General features: G+C 60.3%; 24 protein-coding genes and 1 pseudogene. 14 read left to right on the top strand and 11 right to left on the bottom strand.

The features are described from left to right. Positions 1 to 95 precede the first annotated feature (95 nt). Entirely contained in the window at positions 96 to 734 is a 639-nt protein-coding gene (locus ACQKP2_RS17195) for a hypothetical protein (protein WP_427578092.1), read from the bottom strand. Between the two features lie 372 nt (positions 735 to 1,106). Between ACQKP2_RS17195 and coxB the strand changes: the two genes are divergently transcribed. The 4 genes from coxB (at position 1,107) to ACQKP2_RS17215 (ending at position 5,491) form a co-directional block, all read left to right on the top strand. Further along, on the top strand, positions 1,107 to 2,234 hold the full coding sequence (gene coxB, locus ACQKP2_RS17200; RefSeq protein WP_427578093.1) for a cytochrome c oxidase subunit II: 1,128 nt from the start codon (positions 1,107 to 1,109) through the stop codon (positions 2,232 to 2,234). Between the two features lie 82 nt (positions 2,235 to 2,316). Further along, the gene (gene ctaD / locus ACQKP2_RS17205) at positions 2,317 to 3,903 is read left to right on the top strand and encodes a cytochrome c oxidase subunit I (protein WP_427578095.1); all 1,587 of its coding nucleotides are present in this window, start codon (positions 2,317 to 2,319) and stop codon (positions 3,901 to 3,903) included. A 123-nt stretch (positions 3,904 to 4,026) separates the two neighbouring features. Continuing rightward, positions 4,027 to 4,578: a cytochrome c oxidase assembly protein gene (locus ACQKP2_RS17210; protein ID WP_427578097.1), complete on the top strand. Its 552-nt coding sequence runs from the start codon at positions 4,027 to 4,029 to the stop codon at positions 4,576 to 4,578. Positions 4,579 to 4,603: 25 nt separating this feature from the next. Then, positions 4,604 to 5,491, top strand: coding sequence for a cytochrome c oxidase subunit 3 (locus ACQKP2_RS17215; protein WP_427578098.1), 888 nt, complete (start codon positions 4,604 to 4,606; stop codon positions 5,489 to 5,491). Between the two features lie 97 nt (positions 5,492 to 5,588). Here ACQKP2_RS17215 and ACQKP2_RS17220 read toward each other — a convergent pair whose 3' ends face one another. Further along, a complete protein-coding gene (locus tag ACQKP2_RS17220; protein WP_427578100.1) occupies positions 5,589 to 5,792 on the bottom strand; it encodes a twin transmembrane helix small protein in 204 nt (67 codons plus the stop codon). A 71-nt stretch (positions 5,793 to 5,863) separates the two neighbouring features. Here ACQKP2_RS17220 and ACQKP2_RS17225 point away from each other — a divergent pair, with 71 nt between their 5' ends. From ACQKP2_RS17225 to ACQKP2_RS17245, 5 genes are read left to right on the top strand one after another with little or no spacing between them, the layout of a single operon-like run. After that, positions 5,864 to 6,604: an SURF1 family protein gene (locus ACQKP2_RS17225; protein ID WP_427578101.1), complete on the top strand. Its 741-nt coding sequence runs from the start codon at positions 5,864 to 5,866 to the stop codon at positions 6,602 to 6,604. Further along, the gene (locus tag ACQKP2_RS17230) at positions 6,570 to 7,178 is read left to right on the top strand and encodes a hypothetical protein (RefSeq protein ID WP_427578102.1); all 609 of its coding nucleotides are present in this window, start codon (positions 6,570 to 6,572) and stop codon (positions 7,176 to 7,178) included. The genes ACQKP2_RS17225 and ACQKP2_RS17230 overlap by 35 nt, the downstream gene beginning before the upstream one ends. 10 nt (positions 7,179 to 7,188) lie before the next feature. Further along, positions 7,189 to 8,262 carry a COX15/CtaA family protein gene (locus tag ACQKP2_RS17235; protein WP_427578104.1) on the top strand — a complete coding sequence of 358 codons (1,074 nt, stop codon included), beginning with the start codon at positions 7,189 to 7,191 and terminating at the stop codon, positions 8,260 to 8,262. Continuing rightward, positions 8,250 to 9,149 (top strand): heme o synthase, encoded by a 900-nt coding sequence (gene cyoE, locus ACQKP2_RS17240; protein WP_427578105.1) that lies wholly within the window; start codon positions 8,250 to 8,252, stop codon positions 9,147 to 9,149. The genes ACQKP2_RS17235 and cyoE overlap by 13 nt, the downstream gene beginning before the upstream one ends. Then, positions 9,146 to 9,781, top strand: coding sequence for an SCO family protein (locus ACQKP2_RS17245; protein ID WP_427578107.1), 636 nt, complete (start codon positions 9,146 to 9,148; stop codon positions 9,779 to 9,781). The genes cyoE and ACQKP2_RS17245 overlap by 4 nt, the downstream gene beginning before the upstream one ends. 251 nt (positions 9,782 to 10,032) lie before the next feature. Here the strand turns inward: ACQKP2_RS17245 and ACQKP2_RS17250 are convergent, their stop codons facing one another. The 3 genes from ACQKP2_RS17250 to ACQKP2_RS17260 form a co-directional block, all read right to left on the bottom strand. Further along, entirely contained in the window at positions 10,033 to 10,308 is a 276-nt protein-coding gene (locus ACQKP2_RS17250) for an HU family DNA-binding protein (RefSeq protein WP_003213368.1), read from the bottom strand. A gap of 194 nt (positions 10,309 to 10,502) precedes the next feature. Beyond that, on the bottom strand, positions 10,503 to 11,651 hold the full coding sequence (locus ACQKP2_RS17255) for an NAD(P)/FAD-dependent oxidoreductase (protein ID WP_427578108.1): 1,149 nt from the start codon (positions 11,649 to 11,651) through the stop codon (positions 10,503 to 10,505). Positions 11,652 to 11,669: 18 nt separating this feature from the next. Then, positions 11,670 to 11,840 carry a rubredoxin gene (locus ACQKP2_RS17260; RefSeq protein WP_427578110.1) on the bottom strand — a complete coding sequence of 57 codons (171 nt, stop codon included), beginning with the start codon at positions 11,838 to 11,840 and terminating at the stop codon, positions 11,670 to 11,672. 200 nt (positions 11,841 to 12,040) lie between these two features. Between ACQKP2_RS17260 and ACQKP2_RS17265 the strand changes: the two genes are divergently transcribed. Both ACQKP2_RS17265 and ubiA read left to right on the top strand, forming a co-directional pair. Continuing rightward, entirely contained in the window at positions 12,041 to 12,604 is a 564-nt protein-coding gene (locus tag ACQKP2_RS17265) for a chorismate--pyruvate lyase family protein (RefSeq protein ID WP_427578112.1), read from the top strand. After that, complete coding sequence (gene ubiA / locus ACQKP2_RS17270; RefSeq protein WP_427578114.1) at positions 12,604 to 13,494, top strand: 4-hydroxybenzoate octaprenyltransferase; 891 nt, start codon at positions 12,604 to 12,606, stop codon at positions 13,492 to 13,494. Before ACQKP2_RS17265 ends, ubiA begins: the two co-directional genes overlap by 1 nt. A 117-nt stretch (positions 13,495 to 13,611) precedes the next feature. Here ubiA and ACQKP2_RS17275 read toward each other — a convergent pair whose 3' ends face one another. Beyond that, entirely contained in the window at positions 13,612 to 13,998 is a 387-nt protein-coding gene (locus tag ACQKP2_RS17275) for a COG4315 family predicted lipoprotein (protein WP_427578115.1), read from the bottom strand. Positions 13,999 to 14,149: 151 nt separating this feature from the next. Between ACQKP2_RS17275 and phoB the strand changes: the two genes are divergently transcribed. From phoB to ACQKP2_RS17290, 3 genes are all read left to right on the top strand, one after another. Continuing rightward, positions 14,150 to 14,839 (top strand): phosphate regulon transcriptional regulator PhoB, encoded by a 690-nt coding sequence (gene phoB, locus ACQKP2_RS17280; RefSeq protein ID WP_034149326.1) that lies wholly within the window; start codon positions 14,150 to 14,152, stop codon positions 14,837 to 14,839. Positions 14,840 to 14,987: 148 nt separating this feature from the next. Then, positions 14,988 to 16,274, top strand: coding sequence for a phosphate regulon sensor histidine kinase PhoR (gene phoR, locus ACQKP2_RS17285; protein WP_427578125.1), 1,287 nt, complete (start codon positions 14,988 to 14,990; stop codon positions 16,272 to 16,274). A gap of 172 nt (positions 16,275 to 16,446) precedes the next feature. After that, positions 16,447 to 17,787, top strand: coding sequence for a hemolysin family protein (locus ACQKP2_RS17290; RefSeq protein ID WP_427578116.1), 1,341 nt, complete (start codon positions 16,447 to 16,449; stop codon positions 17,785 to 17,787). Positions 17,788 to 17,939: 152 nt separating this feature from the next. Here ACQKP2_RS17290 and ACQKP2_RS17295 read toward each other — a convergent pair whose 3' ends face one another. From ACQKP2_RS17295 to pstA, 5 genes and pseudogenes are all read right to left on the bottom strand, one after another. Next, on the bottom strand, positions 17,940 to 18,836 hold the full coding sequence (locus ACQKP2_RS17295; protein ID WP_427578118.1) for a peptidoglycan DD-metalloendopeptidase family protein: 897 nt from the start codon (positions 18,834 to 18,836) through the stop codon (positions 17,940 to 17,942). A gap of 219 nt (positions 18,837 to 19,055) precedes the next feature. Further along, the gene (locus ACQKP2_RS17300) at positions 19,056 to 19,970 is read right to left on the bottom strand and encodes a response regulator (RefSeq protein ID WP_427578120.1); all 915 of its coding nucleotides are present in this window, start codon (positions 19,968 to 19,970) and stop codon (positions 19,056 to 19,058) included. 166 nt (positions 19,971 to 20,136) lie between these two features. Further along, the gene (gene phoU, locus ACQKP2_RS17305; RefSeq protein WP_427578121.1) at positions 20,137 to 20,898 is read right to left on the bottom strand and encodes a phosphate signaling complex protein PhoU; all 762 of its coding nucleotides are present in this window, start codon (positions 20,896 to 20,898) and stop codon (positions 20,137 to 20,139) included. A gap of 109 nt (positions 20,899 to 21,007) precedes the next feature. After that, a complete protein-coding gene (gene pstB / locus ACQKP2_RS17310; protein WP_427578123.1) occupies positions 21,008 to 21,841 on the bottom strand; it encodes a phosphate ABC transporter ATP-binding protein PstB in 834 nt (277 codons plus the stop codon). 167 nt (positions 21,842 to 22,008) lie between these two features. Then, a pseudogene (pstA, locus tag ACQKP2_RS17315) lies at positions 22,009 to 23,695 on the bottom strand (phosphate ABC transporter permease PstA). Positions 23,696 to 23,764: the final 69 nt, after the last annotated feature.

The raw sequence follows: 23,764 nt of genomic DNA on the forward strand, positions 1-23,764 counted from the left end.
CGCGATGGATTCAAGAGCGCTGCGTTTATCCAGTAAACACGCGTTATCGTTGGCGACCATCGCGAGCATGCTCGCTCCTACAGGGGACGCAGGGATCAGGCCAGTGCCAGTCCCACGCCCAAACGGCGGGACATGCACGGCCAGCGCTTCCAGGCGGCACCGGTGTCCGGGCTGCTGAGTTTCTCGCGGTAGGTTTCTACCGACTCCAGCGCGAAAGTTTCTTCGTTGAGCATCTCGTCAAAGGCGTGATGCACCACTTCATCGAGTTGGTTGGCAAATTCCTCACCGATCAACTGGTGAGCAATCAGATTGGCGACCGTCATGTCCAGGGGGATCAGTGGCTGGCCGAAATGCTTGATGTACAGGTCGTTGACCTCTTCGACAAAACGGTGCGCGAGATAGGCCTCGTCCAGCAGGCTATCAAGCCCGACGTGCCCGGCCATGATCGCCGGCGGCTGGAGGAAATACTGCTCGGCGATTTTCAGCACCGGTTTGATCTGTGACTCGATACCCGCTTCCCTTGCGACTTCATTGGCTGCATCCAGCAGATCAGGAACTTCATCGATATAAGCGGCAACGAAACGCGCCAGGACACCTTTGGCATCAGCCTCCGGTAACTGGATCGCACGGTGCAGATGAGGCAGTTTGGTTTCCAGCTGACGGGTCAGCAGGTTGGTCTCGGCTTCATGTTGCTGGGCTTTTTGGATCTGCTCGCGCAATGCGGCGGTGTTCATGAATACTCCAGGAAACAAAGGCAATGAAATAGGGAAGACATAACTTAGCTGGCTTACGAAAAATGCTAAGACGCATTTGTCATAATTGTTTCATCCTTGAGACGCCCCCGTTATATCGGTTTGCCACCACTCGTCTGCATCCTTCTCCATTCGTGACCTGCAATGCAAGTTAATGCTGTTTCAGATGATTTACGCCTTCACATTGCGAGGTGGAAGTCGCTGTCTATACTCGCTCATGAATGGAGTTAGCTGATGATGCCCGACTGCTTTTGCAGCAAGGCCCGGCAATTCAAGTTCGTAGTCTGATGCAGCCGCTCCCTTGCCGCAGGCGTTGCGCCTACGGGATAACAAGAACGATAAGGGGAACCCGCAATGATGCGACATCCACACGTCTGGATGGGCCTCCTGTTGTGGTCGATTTTCAGCCAGGCGCAAGCGGCCTGGACTGTGAATATGGCGCCTGGAGCGACTGAAATCAGTCACGCTGTATTTGACCTGCACATGACCATTTTCTGGATCTGTGTAGTGATCGGCCTCATCGTCTTTGGCGCCATGTTCTGGTCGATGATTCTGCACCGCCGCTCGACCGGGCAAGTGGCGGCAAGATTCCACGAAAGCACCACGGTCGAGATCCTCTGGACCATCGTGCCCTTCGTGATTCTGGTGGTCATGGCCATTCCCGCAACCGCCACCCTGATCAAGATGTACGACGCCAGCGAGCCGGACATCGATATCCAGATCACCGGATATCAGTGGAAGTGGCACTACAAATACCTGGGCCAGGACGTCGAGTTCTTCAGCAACCTGACCACTCCCACCGAACAGATCCATAACAAGGAAGCCAAGGGCGAGCACTACTTGCTTGAGGTCGACAAGCCTTTGGTGCTGCCAATCGGCGCCAAGGTACGCTTCCTCGTGACGTCCGCCGACGTCATCCACTCCTGGTGGGTGCCGGCCTTCGCGGTCAAGCGCGATGCGATTCCGGGGTTCGTCAACGAAGCCTGGACCCGTATTGAAAAACCCGGCATCTACCGCGGCCAGTGCGCCGAGTTGTGCGGCAAGGACCACGGGTTCATGCCGATCGTGGTCGAGGTCAAGGAAAAGGCCGATTACGAAAAATGGCTCGGCGAACGCAAGGCTGAAGTCGCGCAACTCAAGGAACTGACGACCAAGGAATGGACACTCGAGGAGCTCAAGGAGCGCGGCGACAAGATCTACCACACCACTTGCGTCGCCTGTCACCAGGCCGAAGGCCAGGGGCTGCCGCCCATGTTCCCGGCGCTCAAAGGCTCGCCGATTGCGACCGGGCCGAAGGCCGATCACTTGCACCGCGTGTTCTTCGGCAAGCCAGGTACCGCCATGGCGGCATTCGGCAAGCAGCTTTCGGAAGTCGATATCGCGGCGGTCGTGACCTACGAACGTAACGCCTGGGGCAACAACAAAGGCGACATGGTCACGCCAAAAGAAGTGCTGGAGCTGAAACAGGCGGAAAGCAAATGACCCGGTCTATTGCGCAATCAAGGAACCGGTCGGGGCAATGCGCCCCGACCCGCCCAGCCCATCCGTTGACAGGAGACAGGCCATGAGCGCCGTCATCGATGACCACAGTCATGCCGACCACGCCCACGGCCCTGCCAAAGGCCTGATGCGCTGGGTGCTGACGACCAACCACAAGGATATCGGCACGCTGTACCTGTGGTTCGCGTTTTCCATGTTCCTGCTCGGCGGCTCGTTCGCGATGGTGATTCGCGCCGAACTGTTCCAGCCGGGACTGCAGATCGTCGAACCAGCGTTCTTCAACCAGATGACCACCATGCACGGTCTGGTGATGGTCTTCGGTGCGGTCATGCCGGCTTTCGTCGGCCTCGCCAACTGGATGGTTCCCTTGATGATCGGCGCGCCGGACATGGCGTTGCCGCGTATGAACAACTTCAGCTTCTGGCTGCTGCCGGCGGCGTTCCTGCTGCTGGTGTCGACCCTGTTCACCCCGGGCGGCGGGCCGAATTTCGGCTGGACATTCTATGCGCCGCTGTCGACCACCTACGCACCGGCAAGCGTGACGTTCTTCATCTTCGCCATCCACATGATGGGGATCAGTTCGATCATGGGGGCGATCAACGTGATCGCCACCATCCTCAACCTGCGCGCCCCCGGCATGACGCTGATGAAAATGCCACTGTTCGTCTGGACCTGGCTGATCACCGCATTCCTGCTGATCGCAGTGATGCCTGTACTGGCCGGTTGCGTGACGATGATGCTGATGGACATTCACTTCGGCACCAGTTTCTTCAGTGCCGCCGGTGGGGGTGACCCGGTGCTGTTCCAGCATGTGTTCTGGTTCTTCGGCCACCCCGAGGTGTACATCATGATCCTGCCGGCCTTCGGCGCCGTCAGCTCGATCATCCCGGCGTTCTCGCGCAAGCCGCTGTTCGGCTACACCTCGATGGTCTACGCCACGGCGAGCATCGCGTTCCTGTCGTTCATTGTCTGGGCTCACCACATGTTCGTGGTGGGTATTCCGCTGGTGGGCGAACTGTTCTTCATGTACGCCACCATGCTGATCGCGGTGCCGACCGGGGTGAAGGTGTTCAACTGGGCGAGCACCATGTGGCAGGGTTCGCTGACCTTCGAAACGCCGATGCTGTTCGCGGTGGCGTTCGTGATCCTGTTTTCCATCGGCGGCTTCTCCGGGCTGATGCTCGCCATTGCCCCCGCGGACTTCCAGTACCAGGACACCTACTTCGTGGTCGCCCACTTCCACTACGTACTGGTGCCGGGCGCCATCTTCGGGATTTTCGCCTCGGCCTACTACTGGTTGCCGAAATGGACCGGCCACATGTACGACGAAACCCTCGGCAAGCTGCACTTCTGGCTGTCGTTCATCGGCATGAACATGGCCTTTTTCCCGATGCACTTCGTGGGGCTGGCAGGCATGCCACGGCGAATTCCCGACTACAACCTGCAATTCGCCGACTTCAACATGGTGTCGTCGATCGGTGCGTTCCTGTTCGGCTCCACGCAGCTGTTCTTCCTGTTCATCGTGATCAAGACCATTCGTGGCGGCCCCCCTGCACCGGCCAAACCGTGGGATGGGGCCGAAGGCCTGGAATGGAGCATCCCATCACCGGCGCCTTACCACACCTTCACCACGCCGCCGGAAGTGAAATGAACACCACCTCTGTAGGAGCGAGCATGCTCGCGATGGTCGTCAACGATAACGTTGGCTGTCTGACGCCCCGCGGTGTTCTGTCGTCCATCGCGAGCGTGCTCGCTCCTACAGGGAATCGAAGCCATGGCTGACTCGATTTCGATGAAGAAACTGGTCAGCCGTCTACTGCTGGTGGTGGTCGCAATGTTTGTTTTCGGGTTCGCTCTGGTGCCGATCTACGACGTGATGTGCAAGGCATTTGGTATCAACGGCAAGACCGCCGGACAGTACGAGGGCGAACAAGTCGTCGATAGCTCGCGGCAGGTTCGCGTGCAGTTTTTAACGACCAATTCGGTGGACATGCCTTGGGAGTTTTACCCCAAGCACGATGAACTGACGGCCAACCCAGGGGCGGTGAACGAGATGATTTTCATCGCGCGCAACCCGACCGACCGCCCCATGAGTGCCCAGGCCGTGCCAAGCATCGCCCCCAGTACGGCAGCGGCGTTTTTCCACAAGACCGAGTGCTTCTGCTTTACCCAGCAAGTGCTGCAGCCCGGTCAGCAGATCGAGATGCCGGTCCGCTTCATCGTTGACCGTGACATGCCCAAGGATGTGAAGCACCTGACGCTGTCCTACACGCTGTTCGATATCACCGCCCGACATCCACCGGTCGCAGTAAACACTGGCGGTTGAGCGTGCCCGATAAGGAGAACAATAAATGGCAACTCATGAGCATTATTACGTTCCGGCCCAGAGCAAATGGCCGATCATTGCCACGGTCGGCATGTTCACCACCATGTTCGGCCTGGGCACCTGGTTCAACGATCTGAAGGCCGCGCACCCGAACTCCCATGGTCCGCTGATCTTTTTCGTTGGCGGACTGTTGCTGGCCTACATCCTGTTCGGCTGGTTCGGTACGGTCATCAAGGAAAGCCGCGCCGGCCTGTACAGTGCGCAGATGGATCGCTCCTTCCGTTGGGGCATGAGCTGGTTCATTTTTTCGGAGGTGATGTTCTTCATCGCCTTTTTCGGCGCGCTGTTTTATGTGCGCCACATTGCCGGCCCGGCGCTGGGTGGCGAAGGCGCCAAAGGCATTGCCCACATGCTGTGGCCAAACTTCCAGTTCACCTGGCCGCTGTTGAACAACCCCGACTCCAAACTGTTCCCGCCACCCAAGGAAGTCATCAGCCCCTGGGGGTTGCCGCTGCTCAACACCGTACTGCTCGTCAGCTCCAGCGTCACCGTGACCATCGCCCACCATGCCTTGAAAAAGGGTCATCGCGGTGCGCTGAAGCTCTGGCTGCTGATCACCGTGTTGCTGGGCTGCGCCTTTCTCACCTTCCAGGCCAAGGAGTACATCCACGCTTACCACGAACTGGGCCTGACCCTCGGTTCGGGCATCTACGGCGCCACGTTCTTCATGCTCACCGGCTTCCACGGCGCGCACGTGACCATCGGCACGCTCATCCTGTTCGTGATGCTGATGCGGATCATGCGCGGGCACTTCGACGCCGATCACCAATTCGGTTTCGAGGCGGCGAGCTGGTATTGGCACTTCGTGGATGTGGTGTGGATCGGGTTGTTCGTTTTCGTCTACGTGCTGTAGGAGCGAGCCATGCTCGCGATGGTAATCCATACAACGCGGGCATCCAGACAGCCAGCGTTATCGTTGGCGCCCATCGCGAGCGTGCTCGCTCCTACAGTTACCAAGGCACATGCGACACCAACTGGCCGCTGAAAAAGCCCCAGGCAATCAAGCCGACGGTAATGGCGGCCAGGGTCACACGGACACTCAAGGCAATGACGAGGCGGTTTGAGCTGCTCTCGTCCTTGACCAGAAAAAACAGGCCGCTGAACAGGCTGACAACCGTGGCAATCAGCATCAGGACGATAGCTGCCTTGAGCATGGTGAAACTCCGGGGGGACAAGCGATGCACTTGAGTATAGCTATCGCACTGAACGACTTTTCGGCCGCGCCATGAAGCGCTTCCGGCCAGGCATCGTACCGAGCCTGGCGGTGGCACTGCTGTTGCCGCTGCTGGTGTCGCTCGGGTTCTGGCAATTGAGCCGGGGCGCAGAGAAAAGCGCGCTGCTGCAAAGCTACGCCGAGCGCCGGGCCGCCGAGCCGATGGCCAGCGTCGAATTGCAACACAGCACCGACCCGGCGTTCCGCAGGGTTCTGCTGCACGGCCGCTTCGATGCGGTCCACAGTCTGTTGCTGGACAACCGTCAGCGTGGCGGCAAGGTAGGGGTCGAGCTGCTGCAACCGTTCCAGGATCAGGCGACAGGGCTTTGGCTGCTGGTCAACCGTGGTTGGCTGCCATGGCCGGACAGGCGCACACCGCCACAATTCACCACGCCGACCGACGCCCTGAGCCTCGACGCCTGGGTCTATGTCGCACCCGGCGCAACCTTCCAGCTGCATGCCGACCCCAGCACCAGTACCTGGCCGAAACTGCTGACAGCCGTCGACCCCGGCACGCTCTGGACCGCTCTGGAGCGCAAAGGCTTTGCCTACGAATTACGCGCAGAACCCGGCCCCGCCACGTACCAGGCCGATTGGCCGGTCGTTGCCATGGGCCCGGAAAAACACATCGCTTATGCCGTGCAGTGGTTCGCCATGGCGATCGCCCTGTTCGGTCTTTACCTCTACCTCGGCTGGCATAACGCAAAGGAGAAACACCATGGGAGCGGCCATGAATCCACCCAGCATGTCTGAGGCAAAACCGCCGGTGAGCCGGCGCAAGGGACGTTTGCAGCTGCTGCTGATCCTGTTCGGGGTAGTCGGGCCGATGATCCTCGCCACCGGCATGTACAAATTGCAGTTCTGGGTACCGGAGGGCCGCAGTTATCACGGTGAACTGATCGGCAACGGCCAGACCCGTGCCGACCTTGGCGTGCAGACCGATGAACAGCGCTGGCAGTTGCTGGTCACCGCCCCCAGGGAATGTGCCGTGGACTGTCAGCAACTGGTGTACCTGGCGCGGCAGATCCAGATTGGCCTGGGCCGCGATGCCGGTCGGGCCAGCCATGCAATCGCCGCGGCACAACCGTTCAGTGCGGACTACGACGCCAAGCTGACCCGCGAATACCCGCAGTTGCAACGCTATCCGCTGGACCTGACCACCTTCAACGCCTTCCAGAAACACGCCGGGGATGCAGACAAGGCTTTACCGCAGCTCTGGATTATCGATCCCCACGGCAATCTGGTGCTGCGCTATGCGCCATCGGTCAACGGCAAGGATCTGCTCAACGACCTGCGTCATCTGTTGAAACTGTCGAACATCGGATAAGGGCATCGTCATGGCCAAACCTGGATTTCGCCTCGCGCTGTTTGCCACCCTGCTGGCACTGATTGTGGTGTTGCTCGGCGCCTATACCCGGCTGACCCACGCCGGTCTCGGCTGCCCGGACTGGCCCGGCTGCTACGGTTTTATCAGCGTGCCCAAGAGCGAAGCCCAGCTGGCCCATGCCGAGCTGCATTTCCCGGACGCCCCGGTGGAAGCCCACAAGGGCTGGAACGAAATGATCCACCGCTACTTCGCCGGCACCCTTGGCCTGTTGATTTGCCTGCTCGCCGGTCGCGCCTGGGTCCATCGTCGGCACCCTGGGCAACCGGTAAAGCTGCCGTTGTTCCTGCTCGGTGTCGTGTTCGCTCAAGCGGCGTTCGGCATGTGGACGGTGACACTCAAGCTCTGGCCGCAGGTGGTGACCGGGCATTTGCTCGGCGGCTTTGCCACCTTGAGCCTGTTGTTCCTGCTGACCCTGCGCCTGTCCGGCGTACTGCCGGCGCTGACGGTGCCACGTCGCTTGCAGTACTGGGCGACCGCCGGGCTGCTGTTGGTGATCGGGCAAATCGCCCTTGGCGGCTGGGTCAGCTCCAACTATGCCGCCGTGGCGTGCATCGACTTTCCCACCTGCCATGGCCAATGGCTGCCCGCTGCCGACTTCGCCAACGGCTTTCACCTGACGCAGCACATCGGCCCGAACTACCTCGGCGGGCAACTGGACAGCGATGCCCGCACCGCGATTCACCTGACTCACCGCATCGGCGCCTTGCTGGTGACCCTGGTGCTGCTCGGCCTGGCCTGGCAATTGAAGGTAGTCGGCATGACACGTCTGGCCGGGCTCGTGTTGGTTGCCCTTGCAGCGCAGATTTCCCTGGGCATCAGCAACGTATTGTTTCATCTGCCGCTGCCAGTGGCCGTCGCACACAACGCCGGAGGCGCGGCCCTGCTGCTGACGATGGTGCTGGTCAACTATCACGCACGAACCAGCCTGGTTCGGGTAAAGCAGCCCGCGCGCTGGCGTTTCAGCCCGCGTAAACATTCCGCCGCGCCTATCACCCTGAAAGGAGAGCTGCCATGGCGATTCTGATTGGCGAGCGTCACGACCAGGCCATCTGGCGTGACTATCTGGAACTGACCAAGCCGAAAGTGGTGGTGCTGATGCTCATCACCTCACTGGCAGGAATGTTCCTCGCCACTCGCGCCGGGGTGCCGTGGACCGTGCTGGTGTTCGGCAACCTGGGCATTGCCTTGTGTGCGGGTGGCGCGGCAGCGGTGAACCATGTGGTGGATCGACGGATCGATGCGGTCATGGCCCGCACCCACAAACGGCCATTGGCCGAAGGGCGCGTATCCCCCGCTGCCGCACTGACCTTCGCGCTGGTGCTGGCGCTGCTCGGCCAGGCGTTGTTGCTGGCCTTCACCAATACGCTGACGGCATGGCTGACCCTCGCCTCACTGCTCGGCTATGCGGTGGTCTACACCGGCTTTCTCAAGCGCGCCACACCACAGAACATCGTGATCGGCGGTCTGGCCGGCGCGGCCCCGCCCCTGCTTGGCTGGACGGCCGCCACCGGTCATCTGGGCGCCGAACCGCTGTTGCTGGTGCTGATCATCTTCGCCTGGACCCCGCCGCACTTCTGGGCACTGGCCATTCACCGCAAAGAGGAATACGCCAAGGCCGATATTCCGATGCTGCCGGTGACCCATGGCGAGCATTACACCAAGGTACACATCCTGCTTTATACCGGCGTGCTGCTGGCCGTCAGCCTGATGCCCTATGCGATCCACATGAGTGGCCTGCTCTATCTGGCCTGCGCCGTTGGCCTGGGCGCGAAGTTCCTGCAATGGGCCGTGGTGCTGTACCGTGGCACTCGGCCGCACGCGGCGATCAACACCTTCAAGTACTCTATTTATTACTTGTTCCTGCTGTTCATCGCCCTGCTCGTTGACCACTACCTGATGTTGAATCTATGACTCGAACCCAGAAAACCGTCTTCATCCTTGTCGCCCTGATCGCGCTTGTCCTGGGCCTGACCATCAACAAAGTGCTGTCCGGCAAGGGCCAGGGCGACCCGACTGCGCTGATCGATGCCGGCATCATCCTGTTGCCGCAAAGCCGTACCTTGCCGAGCGTGACAATGACCAATCAGGACGGTCAGCCGGTAGCGATCAACGCGCTCAAGGATAAATGGAGCCTGCTGTTCTTCGGCTATACCTTCTGCCCGGACGTTTGCCCGACCACCCTCGCCCAACTGCGGCAGATAAAGAGCGAACTGCCACCGGAGGCTGTGGACAAGTTGCAGATCATCCTGGTCAGCGTCGACCCGAACCGCGATACGCCCAAGCAGCTCAAGCAGTACCTGGGTTACTTCGACCCGCAGTTCATCGGCTTGGCCCCGGCTTCAATCGACGAACTGCAAAAAGTCGCCAATGCCGTGAGTATTCCGTTCATTCCGGCGGACACCAGCAAGGCGAACTACACCGTCGACCACAGCGGCAATCTCGCCGTGATCGGGCCGGACGGAACACAGCGCGGATTTATCCGGGCGCCGTTGAACAACGCGAAGCTGGTGGCGCAGTTACCGGTGATGCTGAACCGCAAATAACCCCGCACTCCGCACCCCGCATCTGTAGGAGCCAGGCTTGCCGGCGAAGGTGTCCGTGAAAACGCTTTCGCCGGCAAGCCTGGCTCCTACAGGGCATTCGTGAAACCGCCTTCGCCGGCAAGCCTGGCTCCTACGGTGCGGGGTGTGGGGTGTGGGGGTGTGGGGTTTCAGGCATAAAAAATGGGCATCCGATTTGATCGGTATGCCCATTTTTTTACGGCCCTCCTTGCCCGGGAAGGAGATCGCCGCAATTACGGATTGACGCTGTCTTTCAACGATTTGCCTGGTTTGAAGGCAACGGTGTTGCTGGCCTTGATTTTGACGGGTTCACCGGTTTGCGGGTTTTTGCCGGTGCGGGCACCGCGATGGCGTTGCAGGAAGGTGCCGAAGCCCACCAGTGTCACGCTGTCCTTACGGTGCAGGGCACCGGTGATTTCTTCGAGAACGGCGTTGAGGACGCGGTTGGCCTGCTCTTTGGTGAGGTCTGCCTTTTCCGCAATGGCTGCGGCGAGTTCTGGTTTACGCATATTAGTGAAGCCCCTTTGACGGTTTGTTGTTGTTATTTCCGTGCTGCTCTCTGCGTAGCAGCGCCCAAAGCGCCGCAGGTGCTCTACTCTGCGGCTGACGGGAGTGAGAATGGCACGCACCGAAGAGCCGCGCCAGTCTCGGCGCGACCTTTGTACGGGCAAAATGGGGGTGATTCCGACAGAACGACCGCTATTTACGCCAGCAGCGCGGGAAGCTCTTTGTTCAGGGCCAGTTTGTCCATCACGGCTGCGCCTGTCAGGGCATAACCCAGCAGTTTGCCGCTGGCATCGCGGCACAGCACCTTGATGTCGGCGCCCTGCCCTTCGACCGTCCAGGCACCTTCCGAACCCCGAGGCGGCGGGGATACCACCAACGGACATACCGGCGTTTTCACGGTAATGGGCATCGGGCCGTAGCTGACTGCCGTCGGGTTGCCGGCGAGGGTTTGAGCCAGCGCTCTGGCGCAGCTCATCAGGGGCATCACATACAACAGGTTGAGCCCGTCGACCTCGGCGCAGTCACCCAGGGCATAGATGTTGGCGTGGGAAGTTTTCAGGTGGCGGTCCACCATCACGCCACGATTGACCTGCAAACCGGCAGCGGCGGCCATGTCGATGCGTGGGCGCAGGCCAATGGCCGAAACCACCACGTCGCACAGGATTATCTGCCCATCAGACAGATGCGCCTCCAGGCCATCGGCGACGCGCTGCAGGCGAGTGAGCACCGGGCCCAGATGGAAGCGCGCGCCCAGGCTTTCCAGCCCGGCCTGAACCGCAGCGGCAGCCGCCGGGTGCAGCAGGGTCGGCATGACCTGTTCGCACGGCGCCACCAGTTGCACTTCGTAGCCGCCAAGGCTCAGGTCATTGGCGAATTCGCAGCCAATCAGCCCGGCCCCCAGCAGCAACACGCGACGCTTGCCGGCCGCCGCCGCACGGAAGCGTGCGTAGTCTTCCAGATCATTGATGGGGAACACGCAATCGGCCGCGTCACCTTCAATGGGCACTCGCACGGTTTCTGCACCCCAGGCCAGGATCAGATCGCGGTATTGGACCGCTTCTTCACCAATCCACAAACGCTTGTGGCCAGGGTCGATGCCGCTGATGCGGGTGTGGGTGCGCACTTCGGCCTTCAACTGCTCGGCCATCGCGCCCGGTTCAGCCATGCTCAGGCCATCGGCATCCTTGTTTTTGCCGAAGCCGGTGGAGAGCATCGGCTTGGAGTAGGAACGCCCGTCATCGGCGGTAATCAGCAGCAGCGGGGTTTCACCATCGAGCTTGCGAAACTCGCGGGCCAGGTTGTAACCCGCCAGCCCGGTACCGACGATAACGACAGGTGCACTCATTCCTTACTCCTCAGTTGATCAAGCAGCGATTTCGATCATTTCGAAATCCATTTTGCCGACGCCACAATCCGGGCACAGCCAGTCTTGCGGCACGTCTTCCCAGCGTGTGCCCGCCGCGATGCCATCATCCGGCCAGCCTTCGGCCTCGTCATAGATCAGGCCACAGACTACACATTGCCACTTTTTCATTCCGGTGCTTCCTCAGGGGTTCAGGCTTTACTGGCTCGAACGGTCAATGGGTGTAACGCCGCCGTTCGGCTCAAGGCGTTTTGTATAGAGCGGACCGGGCAGATGCAAGCCTGTTCGGAGCAACGGCCGGCCGTATCACTCGAATTTATAGGCCGACATGGTAAGCTCGCCGCCTCCTTTGCTGCCAATAATGACTCATTGTGCAACACACAGAATCCCCCCGTCCGGCCCCACTCTGGCTTGCTCAAAGCCTGCTGGCGCCTCTTCCCGACCCGTTTACCCTCGACTGGCTATTCGATGAAGGCTCCCTGACCCGACGCCTGACCCGGTTGTCGAACGACGGATTCAGCGTCACGCCTTTATTTGAAGGCTGGCAGACGTTGCGCGCCGATGAATGCGCCGCGCTGGACCTTGTCGAAGGCAGCGAAGGCTGGGTGCGCGAGGTGTATTTGCGCGGGCATGGCCAGGCGTGGGTGTTTGCCCGCAGCGTCGCCTCTCGCAGCGCATTGCAGGGCGATGGTTTGCACATGGACGAACTGGGCAGCCGTTCCCTGGGCGAACTGTTGTTCTGTGACCAGGCCTTCCAGCGCCGGGCCATCGAGGTTTGCCACTATCCTCAAGCGTGGTTGCCACCTGAAGTGCAGGCCCCTGAGCTGTGGGGCCGGCGTTCGCGCTTCGACCGTGGCACCTTGAGCGTGCTGGTTGCCGAAATTTTCCTGCCGACCCTGTGGAATGCCGCTCGCGCCCATCCGGAGAATTGCTGATGTACCAGAGCCTGCTCAAGTCCCTCAACCGCTTGAATCCACGGGCCTGGGACTTCATTCAACTGACGCGCATGGACAAGCCGATCGGCATTTATCTGCTGTTGTGGCCAACGTTGTGGGCACTGTGGATTGCCGGCAAAGGCTCGCCATCGCTGGCCAACATCGTGATTTTTGTCCTCGGCGTGGTCCTGACTCGCGCGGGCGGCTGTGTGATCAACGATTGGGCGGACCGCAAGGTCGACGGGCACGTCAAACGCACCGCGCAACGTCCGTTGGCCAGCGGCAAGATCAGTTCGAAAGAGGCACTGGTGTTTTTTGCGCTGCTGATGGGCGTGAGCTTCCTGCTGGTGCTGTGCACCAATGCCCCGACGATCTGGTTGTCACTGGGCGGGCTGGCACTGGCCTTCACCTACCCGTTCATGAAGCGCTACACCTATTACCCGCAAGTGGTGCTGGGCGCGGCGTTCTCCTGGGGCATGCCGATGGCGTTCACCGCCGAGACCGGGGAGCTGCCGGCGGCGGCGTGGCTGCTCTGGATCGCCAACCTGATGTGGACGGTGGGCTACGACACCTATTACGCCATGACCGACCGTGACGACGACTTGAAGATCGGCGTGAAGTCCACAGCGATTCTGTTCGGCGAGGCAGACCGGGTGATCATTTTGACGCTGCAGGGGTTGGCCCTGGGTTGCCTGCTGCTGGCGGGGTCGAAATTCGAGCTTGGAGGCTGGTTCCATGCAGGCCTGGCGGTGGCGGCAGGTTGCTTTGCCTGGGAGTTCTGGTACACCCGCGACAAGGAGCGCATGCGCTGCTTCAAGGCGTTCTTGCACAACCACTGGGCCGGCTTGGCTATTTTTATCGGGATCGTGCTGGATTACGCATTGCGTTGAACAAGGACTGCCCGCCATTACCTTCCGAGGGAGCGAGGCTTGCCCGCGAACGCGTTCTTATGGACGCCTTCGCGGGCAAGCCTCGCTCCTACGAGGAGCATATATCGGTTTGAAGGATTACTTCTGCGACTCGTGGACCACGTGCCAGACGTCCTTCATTTTGTCGCCCGTCATGTCGCCTGGCTTGGTGTCCTTCACGAAGGTGTACAGCGGCTTGCCGTCGTAGGCGTATTGCATCATGCCGTCATCGCGCTTGATGACTGACCATTTGCCCTCCGCCTTGGCACCCGCCGGAGCCATCAAGGGAGGCCAGTTCTTGGCGCACTCGCCGTTGCACATCGACTTGCCACCCGAGTCCTTGTCAAACGTGTACAGCGTCATGCCTTTGTGATCGACCATCATCCCGCCTTTCATCATCGCCGGTTCGTCGGCAAGAGCCAGTGTCGGCAGCGTTAATGCGGCAGTGACCAGCAGAGCCTTCCAGGATTGAGCAATGTGATTCATGGAAACCTTCCGTTTGTGGTTGTCAGGGTTCGGACTTAGAGCTTAGTTCAGGATCGTGACAACCGCTGGCGACTGAAATACTGTCACACGACTGCAATAATTCCGTTATCTAATGCGGCGCAAGACAGTTAAATGACAAGAGGGTTAAGGCATGGTTGGCAGGAGTATTCTGATCGTCGACGACGAAGCGCCTATTCGCGAAATGATCGCCGTTGCGTTGGAAATGGCCGGCTATGACTGCCTGGAAGCAGAAAACTCCCAGCAGGCCCACGCCATTATCGTCGACCGCAAACCCGACCTGATCCTGCTCGACTGGATGCTGCCTGGCACATCCGGCATTGAGCTGGCCCGTCGTCTCAAGCGCGATGAGCTGACCGGGGACATCCCGATCATCATGCTCACCGCCAAGGGCGAAGAGGACAACAAGATCCAGGGTCTGGAAGTCGGCGCCGACGACTACATCACCAAGCCGTTTTCCCCCCGTGAGCTGGTCGCGCGCCTCAAGGCTGTGCTGCGCCGCGCCGGCCCTACCGATGGCGAGGCGCCGATCGAGGTGGGTGGCCTGCTGCTCGACCCGATCGGCCACCGCGTGACCATCGATGGCAAACCGGCGGAAATGGGCCCGACCGAATACCGCTTGCTGCAATTTTTCATGACCCACCAGGAACGCGCCTACACTCGAGGCCAGTTGCTCGATCAGGTCTGGGGCGGCAACGTCTATGTCGAGGAACGCACCGTCGACGTGCATATCCGTCGCCTGCGCAAAGCCCTCGGCGATGCCTATGAAAATCTGGTACAAACCGTGCGCGGTACCGGCTACCGTTTTTCAACGAAAGCTTGAGGCAGCTACGAGCTGCAAGTTTCAAGCGGCAAGCTAAAGGCAAAGCCGCCCCGAACTTGAAGCTCGAGGCTTGGCGCTAGAAGCTGTTTTTCTTTCAAGGACGCGCGTTCAAGTGAACCAAAACTGGCATGGCACCCTGATTCGCCACATGCTGCTGCTGGTCACCGGCTGCCTGGTCATCGGCTTGATCACGGGTTACTACGGCTGGAGCCTCGCTGCGGGACTGGGCATCTACCTGGCCTGGACCCTCAAGCAACTACTGCGTCTGCACGAATGGCTTCGCCTGCACAAACCCGATGAAGCGCCGCCCGATGGCTACGGTCTGTGGGGCGAAGTCTTCGACAGCATCTACCACCTGCAACGTCGCGACCAGAGGGTGCGCGGGCGTTTGCAGGCGGTGATCGACCGGGTTCAGGACTCCACCGCCGCATTGAAGGACGCGGTGGTGATGCTCGACAGCGACGGCAACCTGGAATGGTGGAACCGCGCCGCCGAAACCCTGCTGGGGCTCAAGACTCCCCAGGACAGTGGCCAACCGGTGACCAACCTGGTACGTCACCCGCGCTTCAAGGAATACTTCGAGCAGGACAGCTATCCCGAACCCCTGGAAATTCCTTCGCCGACCAACGACCGGATGCGCATTCAGCTGTACATCACCCGTTACGGCAACAATGAGCACCTGATGCTGGTACGCGACGTCACCCGTATCCATCAGTTGGAGCAAATGCGCAAGGACTTCGTCGCCAACGTTTCCCACGAACTGCGCACGCCGCTGACGGTGATCTGCGGCTACCTGGAAACCCTGCTCGATAACGTCGAAGAAGTGAATCCACGCTGGAGCCGCGCCCTGCAGCAGATGCAGCAACAAGGCGGGCGCATGCAGACCCTGCTCAACGATTTGCTGTTGCTGGCCAAACTGGAAGCCACCGATTACCCGTCGGACAACCAACCGGTGGCCATCGATGCCTTGCTGCAATCGATCAAGAGTGACGCACAGCAGCTGTCGGGACAGAAAAACCAGCGCATTTCCCTGGAAGCCGACCCGACGATCCTGCTCAAGGGCAGCGAAGCCGAGTTGCGCAGCGCGTTTTCCAATCTGGTGTTCAATGCCGTCAAATACACCCAGGCCGAAGGCAATATCCGCATTCGCTGGTGGGGCGATGAGCACGGCGCACACCTGAGCGTGCAGGATTCCGGCATCGGCATCGACGCCAAACACCTGCCGCGCCTGACCGAACGCTTCTATCGCGTCGACTCCAGCCGCAACTCCAATACCGGCGGCACCGGGCTTGGCCTGGCAATCGTCAAACACGTGCTGTTGCGTCATCGCGCACGTATGGAGATCAGCAGCGTACCGGGCCACGGCAGCACCTTTACCTGCCATTTCGCCCCTGCCCAGGTCAGCAAGTCGCGGGTCATCAGCACCGCCGACTGATACCGGTACCTGGGGGCGTTTTCAATCGGCCTCCCCGCCGCGGCCGGGGAGCTAATTGAGAACGCCCCCTAGTCAATCGCCCGGTCAGCCGCTACATTGGCTGACTCGCGCCTGCCTTTCAGACGCACTTTTTTCTTTTCATTCGAATAGACGGAATCCGCAAAACTCCATCATGGACCCTTCCCCTGGTTTGACCCTCGCTTCAATTTTCGCCGACTTCGGCATGATTCTTTTTGCTCTGATCCTGGTTCTGCTCAACGGCTTTTTCGTTGCGGCGGAATTTGCCATGGTCAAGCTGCGCTCGACCCGGGTCGAAGCCATCGCTGAAAAGCATGGCTGGCGCGGGCACATCCTGCGCACCGTACACAGTCAACTCGATGCTTATCTGTCGGCCTGCCAGCTGGGGATCACCCTCGCCTCCCTGGGTCTTGGCTGGGTGGGCGAACCGGCATTCGCACACCTGCTGGCACCGGTGCTGAGTGCCGTAGGCGTGGATTCCGCCGAACTGGTCAAGGCGATTTCGTTCTTCGCCGCGTTCTTCGTCATTTCGTACCTGCACATCGTGGTCGGCGAATTGGCTCCGAAATCCTGGGCCATCCGCAAGCCCGAACTGCTGTCGCTGTGGACAGCCGTGCCGCTGTACCTGTTCTACTGGACCATGTACCCGGCCATTTACCTGCTCAATGCCAGCGCCAACCAGATCCTGCGTATCGCCGGCCAGGGTGAACCCGGTCCGCATCACGAGCACCATTACAGCCGCGAAGAACTGAAGCTGATCCTGCACTCCAGCCGTGGCCAGGACCCGAGCGACCAGGGCATGCGTGTACTGGCCTCGGCGGTGGAAATGGGTGAACTGGAAGTGGTGGACTGGGCCAACTCCCGTGAAGACCTGGTGACCCTGGAATTCAACGCACCGCTCAAGCAAATCCTGGCGATGTTCCGTCGTCACAAGTTCAGCCGTTACCCGGTGTACGACAGCGAGCGCCAGGAGTTCGTCGGCCTGCTGCACATCAAGGACCTGCTGCTGGAACTGGCAGCCCTGGATCACATTCCCGAATCGTTCAACCTGGCTGAACTGACTCGCCCGCTGGAGCGCGTCTCCCGGCACATGCCGTTGTCGCAGTTGCTGGAACAGTTCCGCAAAGGCGGCTCGCACTTCGCCGTGGTCGAAGAGGCCGATGGCAACATCATCGGCTACCTGACCATGGAAGACGTGCTGGAAGTGCTGGTGGGCGATATCCAGGACGAACACCGCAAGGCCGAGCGCGGCATCCTCGCCTACCAGCCGGGCAAACTGCTGGTGCGTGGCGATACGCCGCTGTTCAAGGTCGAACGACTGCTGGGCATCGACCTGGACCATGTCGAGGCCGAAACGCTTGCCGGGCTGGTCTACGAAAGCCTCAAACGCGTGCCGGAAGAGGAAGAAGTGCTGGAAGTCGAAGGTTTGCGGATCATCATCAAGAAGATGAAAGGCCCGAAGATTGTGCTGGCCAAGGTGTTGATGCTGGATTGATCTGAACTGCATCAATGGGTTCGCTGTAGGAGCCAGGCTTGCCGGCGAAGGCGCTTTTGAAAGCAACGCACCACGTTAGGCCGCTTTCGCGGGCAAGTCGGATCGCCGCACCGCTCGCTCCTACACCGCGAAGACGCCAAACAGGCACCCGATTACTGCTTGCCCAACGCAAAGTTGGGCAACGACCCCACCGGTTGATTGAACCGGTACGGAATCGACACCAGCCCCATCCCGGTATTGCGCTGCACCACAAAGTGCAGATGCGGCCCAGTGCTGTTGCCGGTGTTGCCTGACAGCGCCAGCGCACTGCCCACCGATACCCGCTGCCCCTCACGAACACGAACCGAGCCCTTTTTCAGGTGCAGGTACACGCCCATGGTCCCGTCATCGTGCAGCACCCGCACGAAATTGCCCGCCGGGTTGGAACCGCGTCCGGTCTGGCTGTTCTCGGTTTTCACTACCACCCCGCCACGGGCGGCAATGATCGGTGTGCCCTCCGGCATGGCGATGTCCATGGCGTAACGGTCCTTGGGCCCGAAGTGGCTGTATTGGCCATTGGGGCCCTGGCTCAAGCGAAACGGTCCGCCACGCCATGGCAGCGGATAGCGATAAGCCGCCGTGGTCCCTGACGGATCGCCCAGCGAAAATTTGAGTTTGGGGATATACGCAAGCGGCCGGGAGCCTTGAGTCGCCGTGAGCTGCGCCAGGCGAATGCTGCTGCGCACTGGTAGCACTCGCCGGATCGTCCCGACAGGCGCGCCGCTAACGTTCTTCATGCCGGCGAAACTCAACTCGATTTCTACCGGGGCGTAAAGGTTGTTGCGCACATAGACGCTCTCCACACCATTCTTTTTCGTGATGATGACGTACACCTGGCGCTCAAGGTGTTCGTCCATCCGATCACGGAATTCGAACACTTTTGAGCCTTTTGTAGGGCGATCGCTGTAGGAGACCACGCCATTGGCGTCAGTAGAGGTGTAGATCGTCATGGCCATAACCGAAGCGGAGGCCATCAACAGACCGCAGATAAAAAGCAGACGCGCGAACATGGGCAGGATTCTGTCGAGTAAGGCCTGGATTTGAGACTAGCAGCCGGAATTGACCTGCGGGGTCGACAGATGTTTCAAAAAGGATGGGTCAGGGGGACTTTTGACTGTAGGAGCGAGCAAGCTCGCGATGGTCGCAAGGATGACGCTGGCTGTCTGATGCCCCGCGTCATCGTTGACGACCATCGCGAGCTTGCTCGCTCCTACACTTTATCCAGCAACTCAGGCGCCGGGAATGAAGTGCTTCTGCGCCGTGCCGCGAGCAATCAGGCGGGAGAGGTAATCGAGCTTCTGCGCGTCCTGATCGACGAAGCGAAAGGTCAGCTGCAGCCATTCGCTGTCGGGTTTCGGCTCGTGGGCGACGATGGCATGCAGGTAGCCATTGAGGCGCGCGGTTTCGGCGTTATCACCCTGCTCCAGGTCGAGTACGGCGCTATCGAGGACTTGCGGCAGGCTTTCGGCACGCTTGACCACCAACAGCGCTTCCTTGAGGCTCAGCGCCTTGATGACGCATTGCTGGATACCGCTTGGCAAGCGCAGTTGCCCCTGGCCGCGCCCTCCCCCTGCCGCAGCGGCCGGCGTCTTGACGGGCGGGTTATTGAGCAGACCGCCACGGGACGGGGCAGCTGCTGCCGCAGGGGCAGGTGCAGGCGGCGCGACGACGGCAGCCTTGCCGCCCGTCAATGCATTCAGGGAGTCGTTAGCGAAGGCTGAGCTGGTCTTGGTCGCGGCGGTACTCATCAAGCTATCGAGCTTGCCGACCTTATGCAGGGCCTGCTTGACCTTGGTGATCAGTTGCTCGTTGGTGAACGGCTTGCTGACATACCCGGAAACGCCGGCCTGGATGGCCTGGACGACGTTTTCCTTGTCGCCGCGGCTGGTCACCATGACGAACGGCATGCCTTTGAGGCTTTCCTGCTCACGGCACCAGGTCAACAACTCCAGACCGGACATTTCCGGCATTTCCCAGTCACACAGGACCAGGTCGAACGCTTCCCGCGCCAGCAGTGCCTGGGCCTTTCTGCCGTTGACCGCGTCTTCGATCCGCATGCCCGGGAAATAGTTACGCAGGCATTTCTTCACCAGGTCACGAATGAACGAGGCATCGTCCACGACCAAAACACTGACCTTACTCATCCACAACCCCTTTAAAAAATCCCGGCAAGCATACCGCTTTGCTGATGGCACTTTGCCAAAAACCTTCAGTCACGCCGGACTTTTCGTTCGCGGGTGCTGCTTTCGAATTCGTCATCCACAAACAAAAACGCCCAGCCAAATGGCCGGGCGCTTCACTTGGGCAATCTTATTTATCGTCAGCATCGCCCGGAACATTAGCGGTTTCACCGCTTGTTCCTTCAACTTCTTCCTTCATGCGCTTGAGCCCCATGTGACGCACGTCCGTGCCGCGCACCAGGTAAATCACCAGCTCCGAAATGTTACGCGCGTGGTCGCCAATGCGTTCCAGCGAACGCAACACCCAGATGATGCTCAAGACACGCGAAATAGAGCGCGGGTCTTCCATCATGTAGGTCGCCAGCTCACGCAGAGCGGTCTTGTATTCACGGTCGATGATCTTGTCGTACTGCGCCACCGACAAGGCCAGGTCGGCGTCGAAACGGGCAAAGGCGTCCAGGGCGTCACGCACCATGTTGCGCACCTGGTCGCCGATGTGGCGAACCTCGACGTAGCCGCGCGGCGCTTCGCCTTCTTCGCACAACTGGATGGCGCGACGGGCAATCTTGGTCGCTTCGTCGCCGATACGCTCCAGGTCGATGACCGATTTGGAGATGCTGATGATCAGGCGCAGGTCGGACGCTGCCGGCTGACGACGGGCCAGAATGCGCAGGCATTCTTCGTCGATGTTGCGTTCCATCTGATTGATCTGATCGTCGATCTCGCGCACCTGCTGGGCCAGACCGGAGTCGGCCTCGATCAGTGCGGTCACCGCATCGTTGACCTGCTTCTCGACCAGCCCGCCCATGGCCAGGAGGTGACTGCGCACCTCCTCCAGCTCGGCGTTGAATTGCTGGGAGATGTGGTGAGTGAGGCCTTCCTTCGAAATCATGATTTGCTCCACAAACGCTGTGAGCTGCAAGCTACAAGCTGCAAGCTGTTTTTTGTCGTACCCGAACCGCGCTTACTTGCCGCTTGAAACTTGCGGCTTGGGGCTGCTGCTAGCCGTAGCGACCGGTGATGTAGTCTTCGGTCTGCTTCTTCGCCGGATTGGTGAACAGGGTATCGGTGTCGCCGAACTCCACCAGTTTGCCCATGTACATGAACGCCGTGTAGTCGGAGACTCGCGCGGCCTGTTGCATGTTGTGGGTCACGATGACGATGGTGAACTTGGATTTCAGCTCGTAGATCAGCTCTTCGACTTTGAGCGTGGAGATCGGGTCGAGTGCCGAGCACGGTTCGTCGAGCAACAACACTTCCGGTTCCACGGCGATGGTACGGGCAATCACCAGACGCTGCTGCTGACCACCGGACAGGCCCAGGGCCGAGTCGTGCAGGCGGTCCTTGACCTCATCCCACAGTGCGGCGCCTTTCAATGCCCACTCGACGGCCTCGTCGAGGATGCGCTTCTTGTTGATGCCCTGGATACGCAGGCCGTAGACCACGTTCTCGTAGATGGTTTTGGGGAACGGGTTCGGCTTCTGGAACACCATGCCGACGCGACGACGCAGCTCGGCCACGTCTTCGCCCTTGCGGTAGATGTTGTTGCCGTACAGGTTGATGGCGCCTTCAACGCGGCAGCCGTCGACCAGATCGTTCATGCGGTTGAAGGTACGCAGCAGCGTCGACTTGCCGCAGCCGGACGGGCCGATGAAGGCTGTCACGCGCTGTTTGGGGATGTTCATGCTGACGTCGTACAGCGCTTGTTTTTCGCCGTAGAACAGGCTCAGGCCCGGTACTTCAATCGCTACGGTTTCCTGCTCGAGGCTCAGGCTCTGTTTATCGCGCCCCAGGGCCGACATATTGATGCCGTGAGTATGTGCTTCGTGCTGCATGGGAGGCTCCCTGTGCTAACAAATTCGGTTCAGTTGCCGCAGGCCGGGCCTGCGGTTACGCAATTCTGTGCTGTAGGAGCCAGGCTTGCCGGCGAAGGCGTCCGCAAGGTCGATGCACGGCTCGCAGGTCTGTTCGCCGGCAAGCCTGGCTCCTACAGCGATGGCTATCAGCTATCCAGCGCTTTGTATTTTTCGCGCAGGTGGTTACGGATCCACACGGCCGACAGGTTGAGGACCGCGATCACCAGCACCAGCAGCAACGCCGTGGCGTACACCAGTGGTCGCGCTGCCTCGACGTTCGGGCTCTGGAAGCCGACGTCATAAATGTGGAAGCCCAGGTGCATGATCTTCTGGTCCAGGTGCAGGTACGGGTAGTTGCCATCCAACGGCAGCGACGGCGCCAGTTTCACTACACCTACCAGCATCAGCGGTGCAACTTCACCGGCGGCACGGGCCACGGCGAGGATCATGCCGGTCATCATGGCCGGGCTGGCCATCGGCAATACGATTTTCCACAGGGTTTCAGCCTTGGTCGCACCCAGGGCCAACGAGCCCTCACGCACGGTACGAGGAATACGCGCCAGACCTTCTTCGGTCGCCACGATCACCACCGGCACCGCCAGCAGGGCCAGGGTCACCGAAGCCCAGAGCAGGCCAGGCGTACCGAAGGTCGGCGCCGGCAAGGCTTCGGGGAAGAACAGACGGTCGAGCGAGCCACCCAGTACATAGACGAAGAACCCCAGGCCGAACACGCCGTAAACAATGGCCGGAACACCCGCCAGGTTGTTCACCGCGATGCGGATCACCCGGGTCAGCGCGTTCTGCTTGGCATATTCGCGCAGGTACACCGCCGCCAGTACACCGAACGGGGTCACGATCATTGCCATGATCAGGGTCATCATGACGGTGCCGAAGATCGCCGGGAAAATACCGCCTTCCGTGTTTGCTTCACGCGGATCGTCGCTCAGGAACTCCCAGACCTTGCTGAAATAGAAACCCAGCTTGGTAAAGGTGCCCATGGCGTTCGGCTGATAAGCATGAACCACCTTGCCCAGGCTGATTTCGACTTCCTTGCCGTTGGCATCGCGGGCGGTCAGGCTGTCGCGATTGAACTGCGCATGCAGATCGCCCAGGCGCGCTTCGACATCCTGGTAGCGGGCATTGAGTTCAGCACGCTCGGCGTCCATGTCCGCTTGCGCGGCAGGATCGAGCTTGCCTTCCAGCTCCAGTTTGCGACCGTGCAGGCGGATGCGCTCAAGGCCCGAGTTGATCGCACCGATGTCAGTCTTTTCCAGGGTCTTGAGCTGTACAGCGAGTTTATTCACGCGATCGATGCGCGCTTGCAACTCCGGCCACGCGGCTTCGCCCTCGGCAATCACCTTGCCGTCCTGCTTGACGTTGACCAGGTAGCCGTAGAAGTTGCCCCACTCACGACGCTCCAGCGCCATCAACTCGACCGGCGTTTGCTGATTGGTCAGCCATTCGCCCACGGTCCAGGTGAAGTCGTTGCCGTTCAAGTCGCGGTTACCGACCTTGATCAGCTCGCGCGTCATGAACTCCGGACCTACGTCCGGCACCGGCAAGCCGGCGCTCTTCAAGCGTGCGCGCGGCACTTCTTCCTTTTGAACCACTTCGCCAATGACCAGGTGCTTGCCCTGGCCCGGTACGTCGTAGCTGGCGTGGATCAGGTCCGCCGGCCAGAAATGACCCAGGCCGCGCACGGCGATCACCGCCAGCAAGCCAATGGATGATGACCGCGATGGACACCGCGCCACCGCTGATCCAGACGCCTGGGGCGCCGCTCTTGAACCATCCTTTCAAGGAGTTCTGACCGAAGTGCGCGACGCGATCTATCTGCTGACCTCTCGTGCCAGCACTGAGCAAGTCGCGCAGGAGCTGGTACGGGAGATGGACTGGTACGAC

This window comes from Pseudomonas sp. NPDC089569 (assembly GCF_050280625.1).
GTDB lineage: Bacteria > Pseudomonadota > Gammaproteobacteria > Pseudomonadales > Pseudomonadaceae > Aquipseudomonas.